This is a genomic window from Bacillus sp. N12A5 (assembly GCF_026790125.1).
Lineage (GTDB): Bacteria > Bacillota > Bacilli > Bacillales > Bacillaceae > Bacillus.
In genome coordinates, this window is the sequence record NZ_JALAMR010000003.1 from 209514 (window position 1) to 227119 (window position 17606).

The 17606-nt window shown below is 43.4% G+C and carries 15 protein-coding genes; all 15 read right to left on the bottom strand.

All coding sequences use genetic code 11. From position 1 onward, the window contains the following. Positions 1-7: 7 nt before the first annotated feature. Complete coding sequence (gene mutS, locus MOC09_RS04300; protein ID WP_268369677.1) at positions 8-2584, bottom strand: DNA mismatch repair protein MutS; 2577 nt, start codon at positions 2582-2584, stop codon at positions 8-10. Positions 2585-2716: 132 nt separating this feature from the next. Further along, positions 2717-3262, bottom strand: a complete 546-nt coding sequence (gene cotE, locus MOC09_RS04305) for an outer spore coat protein CotE (RefSeq protein ID WP_003231833.1) — start codon at positions 3260-3262, stop codon at positions 2717-2719. Between the two features lie 260 nt (positions 3263-3522). Continuing rightward, entirely contained in the window at positions 3523-3954 is a 432-nt protein-coding gene (gene ricA, locus MOC09_RS04310; protein WP_268358403.1) for a regulatory iron-sulfur-containing complex subunit RicA, read from the bottom strand. A gap of 1 nt (position 3955) precedes the next feature. Continuing rightward, a complete protein-coding gene (miaB, locus tag MOC09_RS04315) occupies positions 3956-5485 on the bottom strand; it encodes a tRNA (N6-isopentenyl adenosine(37)-C2)-methylthiotransferase MiaB (RefSeq protein WP_268367301.1) in 1530 nt (509 codons plus the stop codon). A 146-nt stretch (positions 5486-5631) separates the two neighbouring features. Next, positions 5632-6810, bottom strand: a complete 1179-nt coding sequence (locus MOC09_RS04320; RefSeq protein WP_268358405.1) for a glycine C-acetyltransferase — start codon at positions 6808-6810, stop codon at positions 5632-5634. A 13-nt stretch (positions 6811-6823) separates the two neighbouring features. Continuing rightward, the gene (gene tdh / locus MOC09_RS04325; protein ID WP_268369679.1) at positions 6824-7867 is read right to left on the bottom strand and encodes an L-threonine 3-dehydrogenase; all 1044 of its coding nucleotides are present in this window, start codon (positions 7865-7867) and stop codon (positions 6824-6826) included. A 266-nt stretch (positions 7868-8133) separates the two neighbouring features. Beyond that, a complete protein-coding gene (gene spoVS / locus MOC09_RS04330; RefSeq protein ID WP_003154135.1) occupies positions 8134-8394 on the bottom strand; it encodes a stage V sporulation protein SpoVS in 261 nt (86 codons plus the stop codon). Positions 8395-8593: 199 nt separating this feature from the next. Beyond that, on the bottom strand, positions 8594-9388 hold the full coding sequence (gene ymdB / locus MOC09_RS04335; protein WP_268358407.1) for a 2',3'-cyclic-nucleotide 2'-phosphodiesterase: 795 nt from the start codon (positions 9386-9388) through the stop codon (positions 8594-8596). Positions 9389-9458: 70 nt separating this feature from the next. After that, entirely contained in the window at positions 9459-11021 is a 1563-nt protein-coding gene (gene rny / locus MOC09_RS04340) for a ribonuclease Y (RefSeq protein ID WP_003221010.1), read from the bottom strand. Between the two features lie 275 nt (positions 11022-11296). Then, positions 11297-12472, bottom strand: a complete 1176-nt coding sequence (locus tag MOC09_RS04345) for a serine hydrolase domain-containing protein (RefSeq protein WP_268369681.1) — start codon at positions 12470-12472, stop codon at positions 11297-11299. A 168-nt stretch (positions 12473-12640) separates the two neighbouring features. Next, positions 12641-13687 carry a recombinase RecA gene (gene recA / locus MOC09_RS04350; protein WP_268358412.1) on the bottom strand — a complete coding sequence of 349 codons (1047 nt, stop codon included), beginning with the start codon at positions 13685-13687 and terminating at the stop codon, positions 12641-12643. A 172-nt stretch (positions 13688-13859) separates the two neighbouring features. Further along, positions 13860-15110 (bottom strand): competence/damage-inducible protein A, encoded by a 1251-nt coding sequence (locus tag MOC09_RS04355; protein ID WP_268369682.1) that lies wholly within the window; start codon positions 15108-15110, stop codon positions 13860-13862. Positions 15111-15128: 18 nt separating this feature from the next. After that, positions 15129-15710, bottom strand: a complete 582-nt coding sequence (pgsA, locus tag MOC09_RS04360; RefSeq protein ID WP_003238444.1) for a CDP-diacylglycerol--glycerol-3-phosphate 3-phosphatidyltransferase — start codon at positions 15708-15710, stop codon at positions 15129-15131. A gap of 49 nt (positions 15711-15759) precedes the next feature. Beyond that, positions 15760-16671, bottom strand: coding sequence for a cell shape determination protein RodZ (gene rodZ, locus MOC09_RS04365; RefSeq protein WP_419900967.1), 912 nt, complete (start codon positions 16669-16671; stop codon positions 15760-15762). Between the two features lie 18 nt (positions 16672-16689). After that, on the bottom strand, positions 16690-17481 hold the full coding sequence (locus MOC09_RS04370) for a YmfK family protein (RefSeq protein WP_268358414.1): 792 nt from the start codon (positions 17479-17481) through the stop codon (positions 16690-16692). Between the last annotated feature and the right edge of the window lie 125 nt (positions 17482-17606).

Sequence of the window (17606 nt, forward strand, 5' to 3'; positions counted from 1 at the left end):
CCCCGTTTTAATGTAATTTCTTTTGCAGCTTGTACATTTCATTCATCGCTTCAAGCGGTGTCATATCCAATATATTAAGTGATTTGAATGCATCGAGCACTTGCTTTTCTTTTTTGGAAAGCTTCGGTGCTTCAGCCGGCTTTTCCGCTTCCTCAAAAAAGGACAGCTGGGCCGGCTCTTCTTTGACCTGAGGCTTCTGCACCGGCACTTCCGGTTTGTTTCCTGAATGCTCAAGCTCTTTTAAAATATCTTGAGCGCGCGAAATGAGATCTTCCGGAAGCTCGGCAAGCTGGGCTACATGGATACCGTAGCTTTTGTCAGCAGCCCCTTCTTTAATTTGATGAAGAAAGACAACCGTTCCATTATATTCCTCAGCCCGAACATGAACGTTTTTCAGCTGCGGCAGCTTGTCCTCAAGAACGGTCAGCTCATGATAGTGCGTGCTGAACAGCGTCTTGGCGCCGATATGATCGTGAACGTATTCGATAATCGCCTGTGCCAGCGCCATACCGTCATAAGTGGACGTTCCCCGGCCGATTTCATCAAACAGAATAAGGCTGTTTTTCGTCGCATTGACAATCGCATTTTTGGCTTCTAGCATTTCCACCATAAATGTACTTTGGCCGGAAATCAAATCATCTGCAGCGCCAATTCGCGTGAAAATTTGATCAAAAATCGGAAGCACCGCTTTCTTCGCGGGTACAAAGCAGCCGATTTGCGCCATGATGGAAATGAGCGCGATTTGTCTCATATATGTGCTTTTCCCTGACATGTTCGGACCGGTAATGAGAAGCATTTGTCTGTTATCGCCCATCATACAATTGTTAGGGACATATTCCTGGCTGTCCATGACTTTTTCAACGACTGGGTGTCTGCCTTCAATCACTTCAACTTCATCTTTAGAGAACTCAGGTTTCGTATAGTGGCGATTTTCACTGATTGTCGCAAAGCATTGCAGAGCATCAAGCTCGCTCATCTGTTTGGCAAGCTGCTGCAGACGCGGAATGTACAGTTTTACTTTCTCACGCAGCTCAGTGAACAGCTCGTATTCCAGCTCGCAGATGTTATTTTCCGCTTCTAAAATAAGCGCTTCTTTTTCCTTTAATTCAGGTGTAATGTAGCGCTCTGCATTTGTTAACGTCTGCTTTCGCTCATAGCGACCTTCCTCAAGCAAATGCAAATTCGCTTTTGTCACTTCAATATAATAACCGAAAACTTTATTGAAGCCGACCTTTAAAGAGCGAATACCTGTGTATTCCCGCTCCTGCTGTTCCAGGCGGGCAATCCAGTCCTTTCCGTTTCTGCTTGCCTCACGGTATTCATCAAGCTTTTGATTGTATCCGTCTTTAATCAGGTTCCCTTCTTTTAACGATAAAGGAGGGTTTTCGTACAGCGCTTCTTCCAGCAATTCAAGCACATCTCCGCAAGGATCAATGCGCTCCGCACGTTCCTTGGCCTTGTCATGGGCCAGTGACGCAACCAGCTGTTTAATGCCGGGCACTTGTTTTAACGATTCCTTCAGCTGAATTAAATCCCGTGCATTGACATTTCCGAATGCAACACGTCCTGCAAGGCGTTCCAAGTCATATACTTCTTTTAAACGTTCACGCAAATCTTCCCGTTCAAAGAAATGGGACATCAGTGTTTCCACCATTTCTTGGCGCTCTTCTATTTGATTGACTCTGATAAGCGGCCGGTCAATCCACTGTTTAAGCAACCGGCCTCCCATTGCAGTTTTCGTTTCATCCAGCAGCCACAAAAGGGAGCCTTTTTTATTTTTCGAACGGATCGTTTCAGTCAGCTCCAGATTTCGCTTTGAGTACAAGTCAATTTTCATCGCTTCCTCAAGCTCATACACCTGCACGGGCTGAAGATGATCAAGGCTGCGCTTTTGGGTCCTTTTCAGGTACGTATATAGGCGCAAAAATGTTTTTGTTATATCCTCATTATTTAAGTGCTCAATGATCGTTACGTGTTCGTTTGTTTCTCCGTCTTCAATTGAGATCGTTGCACCGCACCGCTCTTTCAGCAGTGCGACCGTATCGGCATCCATACTTCCGGAAACCACGATTTCCCGTGCGCCGACTGAATAAATTTCTGATATGACGTCTTCAATCCGTTCAATCAAGACAGCCAAATTTTCTCCCGTTGTTAAATCAGACAGCGCCAGCCCAAACCCGTTCGAACAGGCGGAAACAGAGGCGATAAAGTTGTTTTCTGATTCATGGATGCCTTTGCCGTCCATTACAGTTCCGGGCGTAATAAGCTGGACCACTTCCCGTTTCACAACGCCCTTTGCAGATTTCGGATCTTCGGTCTGTTCACAGATCGCGACTTTGTACCCTTTTTTAATAAGCTGCTCAATATACGCAGAAGCAGAATGATACGGCACACCGCACATCGGTATTTTTTCAGCCGCGCCGCCGTCTCTGCTCGTTAATGTAATTTCCAGCTCTTGTGACGCTTTTTTGGCGTCCTCAAAAAACATTTCGTAAAAATCACCAAGGCGAAAAAATAAAAAGGCATCTTGGTGCTCTGCCTTTATTTTTAAATATTGCTGTATCATAGGCGTATAACCGGCCATTGTTTAATCCCTCACTATGTATCAACGTTTCTATTTTCCAGCCTTCATTATAACATAAACAAAAAGTGTTAAAAGAATGATATATCAATATAAAAAAGAGACTTGGGGGTACTGTCTCCCCTAGTCCCTTGTTTATTCTTCAGGATCTCCCACTAAAAACTCAGGATTGATGTCTTCCAGCTCTTCATCAAGCTCATCTTCCCAATCTTCTTCGTCATCCTCTTCCCAGTCTGGATTAACCTCAACAACAACCTTTGTTTCTCCTACCACTTCCGCCAAAAACTCCCTTTCTGCCTGAACAACAATTTTATTTCCATTCGGTGAAATGGTCACTTCAAGACAGTTAGGCTGCTGAAGGACTTTCGCAATCACTTCATGCTCATCATCTAAGTAATTGTTGTCTCTGTATCTGAGTTTAATGACATCTACGTATTTCACCCGCTCTGTGACAACCTCTGTTTTTGTGTTGTCCGCGTAAGAGTACCATACGTTTATATCATAATACCCTTCAATTTCTACTGTTTTCCCGATTTTTTCAGCGTCATACTTGTGGTTGATAATCCAACCACCCAAAATGCTGCTCGGTTTTTTCTCAGGGGAGATGGTATTGGTGCATTGGGTGAATTTTCTGCCTTTCGCTACTACCGCCTTCGTAATAATTTCCCTGTATTCAGACATTCCGGCATGCCTCCTTGTTCTTCTTCGTGTTATCTTATGCTGGGCATTTGTCTAGTGTGCATTTTTATAAATAAAATATAAAAATACAAAGTTTCTGTTCCATTGTATGCAGGCGCGCCTAGAAACTTTACTTATAAGTGCGATAAAGTTTCTTCGCGGGCGAGATCAGAAAAGCACACCGAACATTTAGTACATAGTTTTTTTAGTTCAATTATATTCAGCATGAATATAAAAAAACACGGGCCTGAAAGGCACCGTGTTTAGAGAGAACAGCTGTTATTTGAATGCTTCACCTTCGAACCGGTTTCCCCTTTTAGAAGGTCGCCTCCGGTTGATGTGATGATTTCATTTGTGACTTGGTTGGAAATGGTGTGTGCAACGAGCTGCAGAAGGTCATTTACCTCCATCTGCGAATCTCTGAATTCCTGTATGACAGGAATCTCTTCAAGCTCTTCTTGCAGCGCGTCAATTTTTGCTTCTACTTGCTTGAGCGCTTCATGCTTTTCGTAATGCTTCAGATTGACAGCCTGCTTTTGCAAGGCTTTGATCTGATTAATGATTGCAGACACTTTGTCATTCTCATTGATTTGTGCTTCAGCCCGTTTGAAAAAATCAACCTCCTCTGTTTCAGAGATCATTTTTGCAAGGTTTCGCGCCTGCTGCACAATGTCTTTTTTTGAGTAGAGCGTCATCTTATTTCACCTCGATTGCTTCTCCTACCATTTCTCCGTCAAGCGACCATGTTTTCGCTTGCTGGATTTTCACGCGGACGATTTTGCCGATTGCTTCCTTCGGTCCTTTGAAATTGACAAGTTTACTTTTTTCAGTGTAGCCGGCAAGAATATCAGGATTATTTTTGCTTTCACCCTCAACTAATACTTCGACAACCTTGCCTTCGTATTCCTTCATTTTTTTAGCAGAAATTTCATTCACCAGTGCGTTCAGACGCTGCAGACGTTCTTTTTTCACACGCATTGGTACATTATCTTTCATTTTGGCAGCCGGAGTGCCTTCACGCGGAGAGTAGATGAACGTATAGGCGCTGTCAAACTCCACTTCACGGTATAGAGAAAGCGTTTCTTCAAACTGTTCGTCCGTTTCGTTCGGGAATCCGACGATAATGTCTGTTGTCAGAGATGCGTTCGGCATTGCTGCCTTAATTTTTCGCACGAGTTCCATGTAACGCTCTCTGTCATATTTACGGGCCATCAGCTTCAGAACCTCTGAGCTTCCTGATTGAACCGGCAGATGAATGTGATCAAGCAGGTTGCCGCCTTTTGCGAGCACTTCAATGAGGCGGTCGTCGAAATCACGCGGATGACTCGTTGTAAAACGGATTCTCGGAATATCGATTTTTCTCAGTTCATCCATCAAATCACCGAGGCCGTATGTCATATCTTCAAAGTCTTTTCCGTACGCGTTTACGTTTTGGCCTAATAAAGTAATTTCCTTATAGCCTTCGCTTGCAAGCCTTCTCACTTCCTGAATGATCTCTTCAGGGCGTCGGCTTCTTTCTTTTCCGCGTGTGTAAGGCACGATGCAATACGTACAGAATTTGTCACAGCCGTACATGATATTGACCCAGCCCTTAATTTTTCCGTTCCGGACTTTCGGAAGGTTTTCAATAACGTCCCCCTCCTTGGACCAAACTTCTACGACCATTTCTTTTGAAAGGTATGCTTCTGACAAAAGCTCCGGCAGGCGGTGGATGTTATGCGTTCCGAAAATCATATCGACAAACGGATGTTTTTTCAAAATCCGGTTCACAACTGATTCCTCTTGGGACATACAGCCGCACACCCCTAAAATCAGGTCGGGATTGTTTTTTTTCAGCGCTTTTAAGTGCCCCAGCTCACCAAATACCTTGTTCTCGGCATTCTCACGGATCGCGCATGTGTTTAATAAAATGACATTGGCATCGTCAACAGAGTTCGTCGCTTCGTAACCGAGCGCCATAAAGATCCCTGCCATAACCTCTGTATCGTGTTCATTCATTTGGCAGCCGTACGTACGGATATAGAACTTTCTTCCGTCTCCCAGCCCCTTAAACTCTTCAGAAATTTTAAAGTCATTATGATAAGTAACGGCTTCCTTGCCTCGTTTTTTCGCATCTTTTAAGGAAGGCGGAATGTAAACAGCTTCAAAGTACTTGCTGTAATCCTTCTCGGATTTTTTGTCCGATGGATTAACTTGTCCGCTCTCTAATTTTTGTTTTTCATTCATGTCATGATTTCTCCTTTCAAACCAAACTTCCACCCTCCAGTATAAAGGTTCTTGAAGCTCTGCACAACTGGCAACCTATCATTGTACACTCATTGAGAATAATAATCAATAAGGAATCAAAAGAGGAAGAGCATTCTCTCTTCCTCTTACAATAGCTGGAGCTCTTTAGCCGTCTTTTTGATGGCGTCAAGCGCCTCATTCAATTCTTCTTTGGTATGCTCAGCAGTTATAATCGTGCGAATTCTGGCTTTTCCTTTTGCTACAGTCGGGAAAACGATGCTTTGGGCAAAAACGCCGCGTGAAAGGAGCTGATCAGAAAATTGCTTTGCAACGCCTTCATCACCTATTAAAATCGGAAGAATCGGTGTTTCACTCTGCGTGAGAGTCAGACCCATTTTCACAATCATTGATTTAAAATAGGACGTATTTTCCCACAAGCGCTCCATATGCTCTGGCTCTTCCAGCAAGACATCAATTGCTTCCATACAAGCTGCAGTGACAGCCGGCGGATGGGACGTGCTGAATAAAAACGGACGGCCTTTATGGCGCAAATAATCGATCAGCACCTTTGAACCGGCAGCATAGCCGCCGAGCACTCCGATTGCCTTGCTTAGCGTTCCTACTTGAATATGGACTCTGCCGTCCAGACCGAAGTGATTCACTGTTCCCCTGCCGTTTTCGCCAAGCACTCCTGATGCATGGGCATCATCTACCATCACAAATGCGTCATATTTCTCAGCGAGCTCTACAATATCAGGCAAAGGGGCTATGTTGCCATCCATGGAAAATACACCGTCTGTCACAATCAGACGCATCCGATAATTCATTGATTTTCTCAGCACCCTCTCTAAATCACTCATATCGACGTGCTGATACACCTTTTTATCTGCCTTTGTCAGTCTGATTCCGTCAATAATAGAGGCATGATTCAACTCATCTGAGATGACAATATCTTCGTTTGAGAGAATACTTGAAAGTACGCCTTGGTTTGTTGTGAAGCCTGATTGGAATACAAGTGCCGCCTCTGTTTTTTTAAAGGCCGCCAGCTTTTTCTCAAGCTCTTGATGCATTGTAAATGTGCCGGCAATCGTTCTCACTGATCCAGTGCCGGCTCCAAATTGCTGAACAGCCTCCTGCGCGGCTTTGATGAGTCTTGGGTGTGAAGTAAATCCGAGGTAATTATTAGAAGAAAGCTGAATGGCGTTTTTATGATTCACAGTAACAGATGGGCCCTGCATTGATTCAAGCTGTTTTATATCCTGCCAAGTATGGTTTTCTTTCATTCTATCAAGCTCTGCTTTTAAAAACTCAAATTCCTTCGTCATGTTTATCCCCCTTTTATGGAATTAAAATTACTTTTCCGCATTGGCCGCTTCTCATCAGTTCGAATCCTTTCTCAAACTCCTCTAACGGAAACTGATGGGTAATCACAGGTGAAAGGTCGAGTACGTTTGACCCGAGCAATTGAGACACCTGCCGCCATGTGGAAAACATTTTTCTTCCTGTGATTCCTTGGATCGTAAGTCCTTTAAATACTACCTTATTCGTCAAATCAATTGTCACCGGATGTTCCGGCAAGCTGAGAATGTGAAATCTTCCGCCATTCGCAGCCATCGCAAGACCTTGGGCAATCGCTGAGGGATGGCCTGACATCTCACAAACGAGATCTGCTCCTTCCCCATCCGTTAAAGCGCTTACAATTTTAAGCGGATCTTCTTTTTCAATCGAAACAGTACGTGCAGCTCCCAGTTGTTTGGCAAGCGCCAGCCTGTATTCATTTTTATCTATCGCTATCACCTGAGAAGCACCTGCTGCTTTTGCAACCGCAACAGCCATAAGTCCAATCGGTCCGCAACCAATGACCGCAGTGGTTCCTCCTGCCTGCTGGCTTTCAAGCACTGTATGAACCGCATTTCCTAAAGGCTCTTGAATGGAAGCAATCGACGGATCCATATCAGCGGGGTTCTTCCAAACGTTATCAGCAGGAACTTTTACATACTCCGCAAAACAGCCAGCCGTGTCCACCCCAATAATAGCTGTATTGGTACAAACATGAGATTTTCCGGTTACGCAAGGAACACATTCACCGCAGACTATATGCGTTTCCGCAGACACATACTCTCCCACTTTTACACTGCCCACATTCTCTCCTACTGCTTCAACAATGCCGCTGAACTCATGGCCAAAAACATAGGGTGTTTTGATTCTCTGTCGTGCCCATTGATCCCAATTGTAAATGTGCACATCCGTGCCGCATATGGAAGCAGCTTTCACTTTTATGAGGACTTCATGTTTATCAATCTCAGGAATGGGAACTTCAGTCAGCACAGCACCGAACGTCCCGTCCTTTTTCATAAGAGCTTTCATCTTTCCACTCTGCATGTACAATCCTCCTTGAAAAATTCTTGTTACATTCGGATTGTACCATGATATGGAATAAGCGTAAACAGCACTGTCTTTCTGAGGAATACAAAAGTATCCGTCTTGAAAAATGGGCGTAAATTTTTTTCTGAAACGTTCCGGATCATTTCTGACTTTTGTATTTCCGCGATTTATATGCTGAAAATACTATAGGAAGAAAATATCACGATAAATGAAAAACAACCTGTTTGCCCTAGGCAAACAGGTTGAGAATGCTTTATTTGTTTTTAGCGAGGCTCCACGATTAATTTAATCGCTGTTCTTTCTTCCCCATCGATCTGAATATCTGTAAAAGCCGGAATACAAATCAAATCAACGCCGCTAGGCGCCACAAATCCTCTGGCAATCGCCACAGCTTTTACAGCTTGGTTTAATGCACCCGCTCCAATCGCTTGAATCTCGGCGGCTCCTCGCTCTCTTAACACACCTGCAAGCGCACCTGCCACTGAATTTGGACTCGATTTTGCTGAAACTTTTAAGATTTCCATTTCTGCTCCCCCTTAGTTTTACAATGGATAAGTGAGTGTTCATTAGAACAATCATTATTAGATGTTGCTATCCAAAAAGCCATCCCCACAATGCTTTTCAAAAATAGCGGGCTACCTTCCATTTTTACTATATTCACTAAGGAGTTGCTATATTCCTGCTTTTCTTTTTAATATTTTTATAAAATAACCATATGTTCAATTATTCAAAGAACATGTGATCATCATTGATTAGAATACGTTCAATTTTGACAGCCTTTTTCGTTTGATCGTCAATGTCAATGACGACTCCGCTCAGTGTTGTTTTTCCTTCAGCGACAGTAAAACGGACTGGAAGATTCGTTTTGAATCGCTTAATAATCGTTTCTCTGTCCATCCCCAGTATACCATCATATGGTCCAGTCATTCCTACATCAGTAATATATGCTGTACCCTTCGGCAAAATACGGTTATCCGCTGTTTGCACGTGTGTATGAGTTCCAACAACAGCTGAAGCACGTCCGTCCGTATACCAGCCAAGTGCGAGCTTTTCACTTGTCGCTTCGGCATGGAAGTCAATAAAGATGTACGGTGTTCTTTTCGCAGCTTCAGCAATCAATTCATCCGCTTTTAAAAACGGATCATCAAGCGGCGGCAAAAACGTGCGGCCTTGTAAATTAATGACGGCAAGCTCTTTGCCGTTTGCTTTCACATAGGTCATCCCTTTTCCCGGCGTTCCCTCCGGAAAGTTTGCAGGGCGAACCAAGTTGGGAACGTCATCTATAAAATCGAAAATTTCTTTTTTGTCCCATGTATGGTTCCCCATCGTGATGGCATCTGCGCCGGCCTGGATTAAGCTGTGATAAATTTTTTCAGTCAGGCCTTTCCCATGTGCGGCATTTTCACCATTAATAATGGTAAAGTGTGGCTTATATTTTGTTTTTAGCTTTGGTACATATTCTCTTACCATGTCGCGGCCCGGTGAACCAACAACATCTCCGATAAATAAAATTCTCATTTTGTAAATCCCTTCTATCTTAAAAATTCCTTGGCCGTCAAAAAAATAAAGTGATGCTTAGCGCATCACTTTATTTTGCATACTCTACGGCTCGAGTTTCTCTGATTACTGTCACTTTAATATGACCTGGATAATCGAGCTCGTCCTCAATTCGCTTACGGATATCTCGCGCCAGTCGATGAGCTTCAAGATCATTAATTGAATCCGGCTTCACCATAATACGCACTTCACGTCCAGCCTGAATGGCAAATGATTTTTCAACACCTTCGTAGGACTCAGAAATTTCTTCGAGCTTTTCAAGTCTTCGAATATAGTTCTCGAGCGTCTCGCTTCTTGCGCCAGGTCTTGCAGCTGAAAGCGCATCTGCTGCAGCTACCAGCACAGCGATAATGGAAGTCGGCTCTTCATCCCCGTGGTGTGATGCAATACTGTTAATCACGACTGGGTGCTCTTTATATTTGGTTGCAAGCTCTACCCCGATTTCAACGTGGCTTCCTTCTACTTCATGGTCAATTGCTTTCCCGATGTCGTGAAGAAGTCCCGCACGTTTAGCAAGCTTTGCGTCTTCCCCAAGCTCCGATGCCATTAAACCGGCCAAGAATGCGACTTCCATAGAATGTTTAAGCACATTTTGACCGTAGCTTGTACGGAACTTTAAGCGGCCGAGGATCTTGATGAGATCTGGGTGGAGGCCGTGAACGCCAACCTCAAATGTCGTTTGCTCACCCATCTCACGAATATAGTCATCGACCTCGCGGCGAGATTTTTCAACCATTTCTTCAATCCGTGCCGGATGAATACGGCCATCCTGAACGAGTTTATCAAGAGCAATCCTTGCTGTCTCACGTCTGATCGGATCAAATCCGGAAAGAATGACAGCTTCAGGCGTATCATCAATAATCAGGTCAATTCCTGTCAGCGTTTCAAGCGTACGAATGTTACGCCCTTCCCGTCCGATGATACGTCCTTTCATCTCATCATTTGGAAGATTGACAACTGATACCGTTGTTTCGGCAACGTGGTCCGCTGCGCAGCGTTGTAAGGCGAGTGAAAGAATGTTTTTCGCTTTCTTATCCGCTTCTTCTTTCGCACGGTTTTCAGTTTCTTTTGTCATGATGGCGATGTCATGTGAAAGCTCGTTTTCAACCCGCTCAAGAATGATTTGTTTTGCTTCATCACGAGTCAGACTCGAAATCCGTTCCAACTCTGACTGCTGCATACGAATCATCTCATCCACTTTGCTTTCCATCTCTTCAATATGTTGTTGTCGTTCATTCAGAGAATGATCTTTCTTCTCCAACATCGCTTCCCGTTTATCAATTCCCTCATGTTTACGATCAAGGTTTTCCTCCTTCTGGAGTAAACGGTTTTCTTGTTTTTGAAGCTCATTTCGTCTTTCACGAACTTCCTGTTCAGCATCTATTCGAAGTTTGTGGATTTCATCCTTTGCTTCAAGCAGAGCTTCTTTTTTCAGTGCTTCAGCATCACGCTTTGCATCTTCAAGAATTTGCTCGGCTGCACCGCGTGCGCCCGCAATTTTTGCTTCGGCAATGGTTTTACGAACAAAGTAGCCAACAACTAAACCGAGTAGAATCAGCAAAATGGAGATGAGAACCATCATAATTGGGGTCATACTTTCACCTCCTCTTGCTATGAACTTGGTTGTTGCTTAAATAAGTGTCGGCATGTACATTGTCTAGTTTTCTCAACATACAGAACCTTCACAGGGAATGAGTATTTTCATCGCCCTTGTCAAGTTTAAAATGGTTTAACAATCATGTTAAAAAAACAAATGTTACAACTTCATTGTAAATGTGTCGGAAATACTTGTCAAGCTTGCCATCTTAACGTTTGCATACAGCCGCCTTTTAACGTACTGTATGCAATCCTTCCAAAAGCAGATCAGATTTATTCTTGATTCAGCAGCTGATATATTTTATTGTTCACTTGGCCCAGTTTAGCGTTATTTTGAATGTTTGACAACAAAACAACAATGGTTTGCCCAGATTTGCTAAAGCTGTTCAAGACGTTGAAGCCCGGCATGACACCATGGTTTGAATAGCTACCGGGAGCAACATAAAATCCCATACCGTATGTGGAACTGCTCCCTGGGGTAAACATCTTTTCATAGCTTTTTTGCGAATACAGTTTTCCATCTATCAGCGCTTGGTCAAATTTGTACATATCTATAGCGCTCATATAAATATCACCGGCTCCATACAGCTGAGATAGATCAGGTATATACGGTGTAACCGTTCTGCTGCCTTTCAGCTTATACCCGACAGCAGGATAAGGTTCTTTTTCATATGTTTTGTAAAAGCCTGCATGCTTCATTCCCGCCGGTTTAAAAATATGATTCGTTATGTATTGTTCATAGGACTCACCGCTTACTTCAGCCACAATATAAGCAAGAACAGAATAGTTGGAATCCTTGTAGTCCCATACGCCCGGCTGGCGATTAATTCCCTGACGTTCTATGTCTTTTATTAAATCGTCCGGAGTGATTGCGCCGTTTCCTTCAATATGTCCGTTTATTCCCGATGTATGTGTAAGCAGATTTTTCAAAGTAATCGTTTGTCCGTTAGGGAAATGAGGTAAATACGTGCTTACCGGATCACTTGTCTGAAGTTTTCCCTTTTCCTCAAGCTGCAAAATAGCGGTTGCAATCAGCGCTTTTTGTGACGAACCGACATAAAAAGATGTCAACGGATTATTTTGAATTTTTTGTTTACGGTCTGCATAACCAAAACCTTTATTTGTTATGATTTCGCCATTTCTGACAATCATGGCTGTTCCGCTGAAACCGATCTCATTTAAATAATTGCTGATTTTTTGGTTGCGGTCCACTGTTTTGATTTGTTCCTTTGATTTTTTGGCGATTTTCTTTTTGACTTCTTTTTTCTGGCTGGTATCTGAAGCTGCTGCAGTTTCTTGAGATGGCTCGTTCTCTTCACTATTTCGATGAAGCACATTCCACATCGTAAAGCAAATCATCGCTGCTAAAAAACCAAGCAGAAGTTTGCCCCTCTTATTTAGTTTTCTCCGTCTGCGTTTCGCAGTTCTTCTGCGGGTTGGGCTTGTCATTCATTTTTTCCTCCCAAAATAAATTCCATTTTGCACACGTTTTGTTAGACGAATGAAGCACTGAAAAAGTTGTCAAAAAAAGCAATATTTTTATCATTTTTTTGCAAAATACAAAAAGGCTGAGTTTTTTCCCCCAGCCTTTTGTATCATTTCAAACTGATTTTATTTTTATTCTTCAAATTCGAATTCTTCTTGTGCCTCTTCAGCTTGCTGCTGCGCTACCCCGTGATTATCCAAGCCGTAATGTTCGCGAATTTGCTCCTGGATCATCAGCATGATATCTTTATTTTCTTTCAGGAATTGTTTTGCATTTTCACGGCCTTGGCCAAGACGCTCTTCTTCATATGAGTACCATGAACCGCTTTTTTGCACGATATCAAGTTCAGTTCCCAGATCAATGATTTCGCCTTCTTTTGAAATACCTTCTCCGTACATAATGTCAACCTCGGCTGTGCGGAACGGCGGAGCCACCTTGTTCTTCACGACTTTGATTTTCGTTTTGTTCCCCATTACGTCATTCCCTTGTTTCAGCTGTTCAGCACGGCGCACTTCAAGACGCACGGAAGAGTAGAACTTCAGCGCACGACCGCCAGGAGTTGTTTCCGGGTTCCCGAACATAACGCCGACTTTTTCACGAATTTGGTTAATGAAAATCGCGATTGTCTTCGATTTATTAATAGCCCCTGAAAGCTTACGAAGGGCTTGAGACATTAAGCGTGCTTGTAAACCGACATGCGAATCTCCCATGTCGCCTTCAATTTCCGCTTTCGGAACGAGAGCCGCCACTGAGTCAACAACAACAATGTCAACTGCACCGCTTCGAACCAATGCTTCCGCAATTTCAAGCGCCTGCTCGCCTGTGTCAGGCTGAGACAGTAAAAGCTCTTCGATATTGACACCGAGCTTTTGCGCGTATACCGGATCTAACGCATGCTCCGCATCGATAAACGCGGCTTGTCCGCCCTGCTGCTGAACCTCAGCAATCGCATGCAGCGCCACAGTTGTTTTACCAGAGCTTTCTGGTCCGTATACTTCAATAATCCGCCCGCGCGGATATCCGCCAATTCCCAGTGCTGTATCAAGAGCGAGGGAGCCGCTTGGAACAGTAGAAATTCTTGTATCTGTCTTTTCTCCCAGTTTCATAATGGAACCTTTGCCGAACTGTTTTTCTATTTGTTTAAGAGCCATATCTAAGGCTGCCTGACGATCACTCATTCTATTTTTTCCTCCTTTATGTTACCACTACATATACTATACCCTGTTTGAAGGGATTTGCCAAGAAAAAAGCGAACGCATATTCGGATTTTTTCTTGGCGTGATTTCTTTCAAAATATCATAATGTATCAGAGAAATCATGTTTTCTTAGGAGGATAATGTGCTGAAAATATTATTTTTGCTCTAAAAGCTTCAAGATTAAATGGCAGCCATATTTAGCGCCGCGTTTTCTGATTCCCGTTCTGGAGCCAGCAAAGTGAAACTCGTGAACCTCTTCTTTTCCATTTGCTGAAATGCCGATAAACACGTGTCCAGGGTCATGCCCTTCTTGAGCATCAGGTCCTGCTACACCGGTAAAGCTGATGCCGATATCGCTCCCAGTGAGTTTTTGAACACCTTTTGCCAGCTCTAAAGCACACTCCTTGCTGACTGCGCCAAAACGCTCTAATGTATCCTTCTTAACGCCAAGCACATTCTGCTTCACGTCGTTTGTATAGCAAACGACGCCGCCGGCAAATAATGTTGAAGCGCCGCTAAGATCGGTCAGCCACTCAGAAAACAGCCCGCCGGTGAAGCTTTCCGCCGCGGAAAGCGTAATGCCTTTTTCCTTACATGCTTTAGAAAGCTCTTTGACAAGGGAAGTGTCATCGTAGCCGTAGAAAAATTCACCGACACGCTCTAGGATAAGAGCCTCTGTTTCTTTTAACAAACGCTCTGTTTCCTTTTCATCTGCATGCTTGGCTGTCAGACGCAGCGTCACCTCACCGTCGGCAGCCAAAGGAGCGATTGTCGGGTTCGTTTGTGCATCAATGATATCTTCCAAATCAGCTTCAAGCTGGGATTCGCCGATACCGAAAAAGCGAAGAACGGTTGACACAATTTTTTCATTTGAGCCCATCTTTTTCAGCAGAAGAGGCTTTGCCTCGTTATCAACCATTGGACGCAACTCGCTTGGCGGCCCAGGAAGAAGCATATAAAAGCGCGATTCATGCTCTATGAGCATTCCCGGAGCCATTCCAAAGTGATTCGCAAGTACGTCAGATCCTTCAATCACAAGCGCCTGTTTGCGGTTATTAGGTGACATCGTGCGTTTTGTTCGCTTGAAATAATCCTCAATAGATTGAAATGCCTCATCATTTAACACAAGCGGACGTCCCAGCGCATTTGCAATCGTTTCTTTCGTCAGATCATCTTTTGTCGGTCCGAGACCTCCTGAAAAAATAATGAAGTCAGAGCGTTCTTCTGCAATGCGGATGACCTGCTTCAGCCGCTCCGGATTATCTCCGACTGCTGTATGATAAAATACGTTTACTCCGATTTCAGCGAGCTGTTTGCTGATAAATTGAGCATTAGTATTGGCGATTTGGCCAAGCAACAGCTCTGAACCGACTGCAATAATTTCTGCTTTTTTTGGAAATTCCATGACGTAAGTCCTTCTTTCTTAGTTAGATGTTTTTAGCGCTTCCCAGTTTTTAGAGAAATATTCCCAGCCTGATACGACTGTAAAGAAGACGGCTACCCACAGCGCCAAGTCAGCAAATGGGAATGACACAAGTTCAAACGGAAGATTATGAAGAAGCAATGCGGATACTGCAATGATTTGTGCCCAGGTTTTAATTTTACCAAGCATATTAGCAGCAACGACTTCTCCTGTTCCGGCTAAGACAAGCCTTAAACCTGTCACGGCAAACTCTCGGCTGATTATCACAATAACCATCCAGGCTGGCGCAAGATCAAATTGAACAAGGATAATTAACGCTGCGGACACAAGCAGTTTGTCCGCAAGCGGATCAAGAAACTTCCCGAAGTTTGTCACGAGATTCAGTTTTCGGGCATAATACCCGTCCACCCAGTCTGTTGTGGATGCAATAATAAATAAAATAGCGCCGGCCAAGTGTGCAACCGGGATCGATTCATCTCCAAATTCGAGCCTGCCCCAGTCAAACGGTGCCAGCATGATAATCATGAAGATTGGGATTAATGCGATTCTAGCTAGTGTGATTTTATTTGGTAAGTTAAACATAAAGCCCCTCCAGTTTCATACTCGGACGTGAAGAAAAGTCATCTGGTAATTAAGATGACTTTTCTTCCTTTTTATTTACAATCTTTATGGTTTGTGCCATCACATCTTTCGGATCCAGTTCATATGAAAGAACCTTACCGTTGATTTTTATTTTCAGATTAGGTGCATATCCGGTGCGGATTTCAACTTGTTTCTGATCAGTTATATCTTTTTTAAAGGTTTCGTCTTTTTTCAGCGTTCCCTCTTTTAACGAGCTGCTGTTTTCATCGCGCACCCGAACCCAAGAGCTGTCTGATGCCTTCAGTTCAAGCTCGATTTTATCAGCGCCGGACACTTCATAAGTCGTTAACGATCCTTCGGTGCCAGCTGCTTTAATCTCCAGTTTATCACTGTCTTTTTCTTTTTTATCTTCGTTTTCTTTTGTTTCTTTTTTAGTGTCTGTCTCTTTTTCAGAGCTGTTATTTTGATTTTCTTTTAGCGTTGAATCTTTAGGGATTTCATACTTGCTTTCACTTTGCGTAATTGATTTTTGAGATGCTGCATTATTATCATCGCTGTTTTTATGATTCGCAAATTGAATGATCGCGTACACAATCGCTATCACGACAATGACACCGAGAATCACAAGTATTGTTGGCAGCAGTTCCAGCGCCTTAGATGCTGACTTTGGCATTTCCTTTTGAAGATTCATGCCGGAAATCTTTTCAGACACATCGTCATGATACGTATTTGGGATATCTTTTTTATGCTCCTCAAACAGCTGATCCGCATCAAGCCCGACGGCTTCCGCATATTGCTTGATGAATGCCCGAACATAAAACTTCCCCGGGATAATGTCATAGTTACCTTCCTCCAAGGCGGTTAAATACCTTTTTTGAATCTTTGTTGCCGCTTGGAGATCATCCAATGACATTGCTTTTTCCTCTCTGGCTTCTTTGAGCCGGATTCCTAGTTCAGTCACAACAAACACCTTCCAATTTTAAAAATCAAAGCTTGAAAACCCGGATTGATCAAACATTTGGGGTTCTTCGGCATGTTCATATGTAATAACCTCATCAGGTTCATTTCTTAGTTCAATAATATAATCAAAGTCATCGAGTGTATACTCTGTATTTTGAACAAATATGTCCGGATGCTCCACGACTTTTGTTGCAGGCAGCCTCATGATTTCTCTGACCAGCTGGAGATGGCGTTCTGACCCTCTTCTTGTTGACACAATTCCGTCAACGATAAAGACATTTTCAGTGCTGTATTCATCGGCAATCAGCTGGCTTCTTATTGTCTGCTTCAGCAAGGTCGATGACACAAACAGCCACCTTTTGCTAGCACAAACGCTGGAGGCCACAATCGATTCTGTTTTTCCGACACGCGGCATACCACGGATTCCGATTAATTTATGGCCTTCTTTCTTGAACAGCTCGGCCATAAAATCGACTAATAAGCCGAGCTCGTCCCGTTCAAAGCGGAACGTCTTCTTGTCATCAGCATCCCTTTGAATGTAACGGCCGTGACGTACGGCAAGACGATCGCGAAGACGCGGTTCTCTCAGCTTCGTTACTTTAATTGTTTCCATCGTTTTTAAGATTGATTCTAATCGTTTAATTTGATCTATATGGCGGCACCTGAGGAGCATTCCCCTTCTGGAAAGATCGACGCCGTTTATCGTTACAATGTTAATAGAAAGCATCCCAAGAAGAGATGAAATATCCCCGAGCAATCCGGGGCGGTTGACTTGAATTTCATATTCAAAATACCATTCGAGCTTTGCCAAATGATATACCCCCTTCATTGTGGCAAAATTTTACCTTCCTTTATCATAAAGCATTTTTCTCTAATTAGAAAGAAGAATGTTGCTGTGATGAGGAAAACATAAAAAAGAGAGGAAAAATCTCCTCT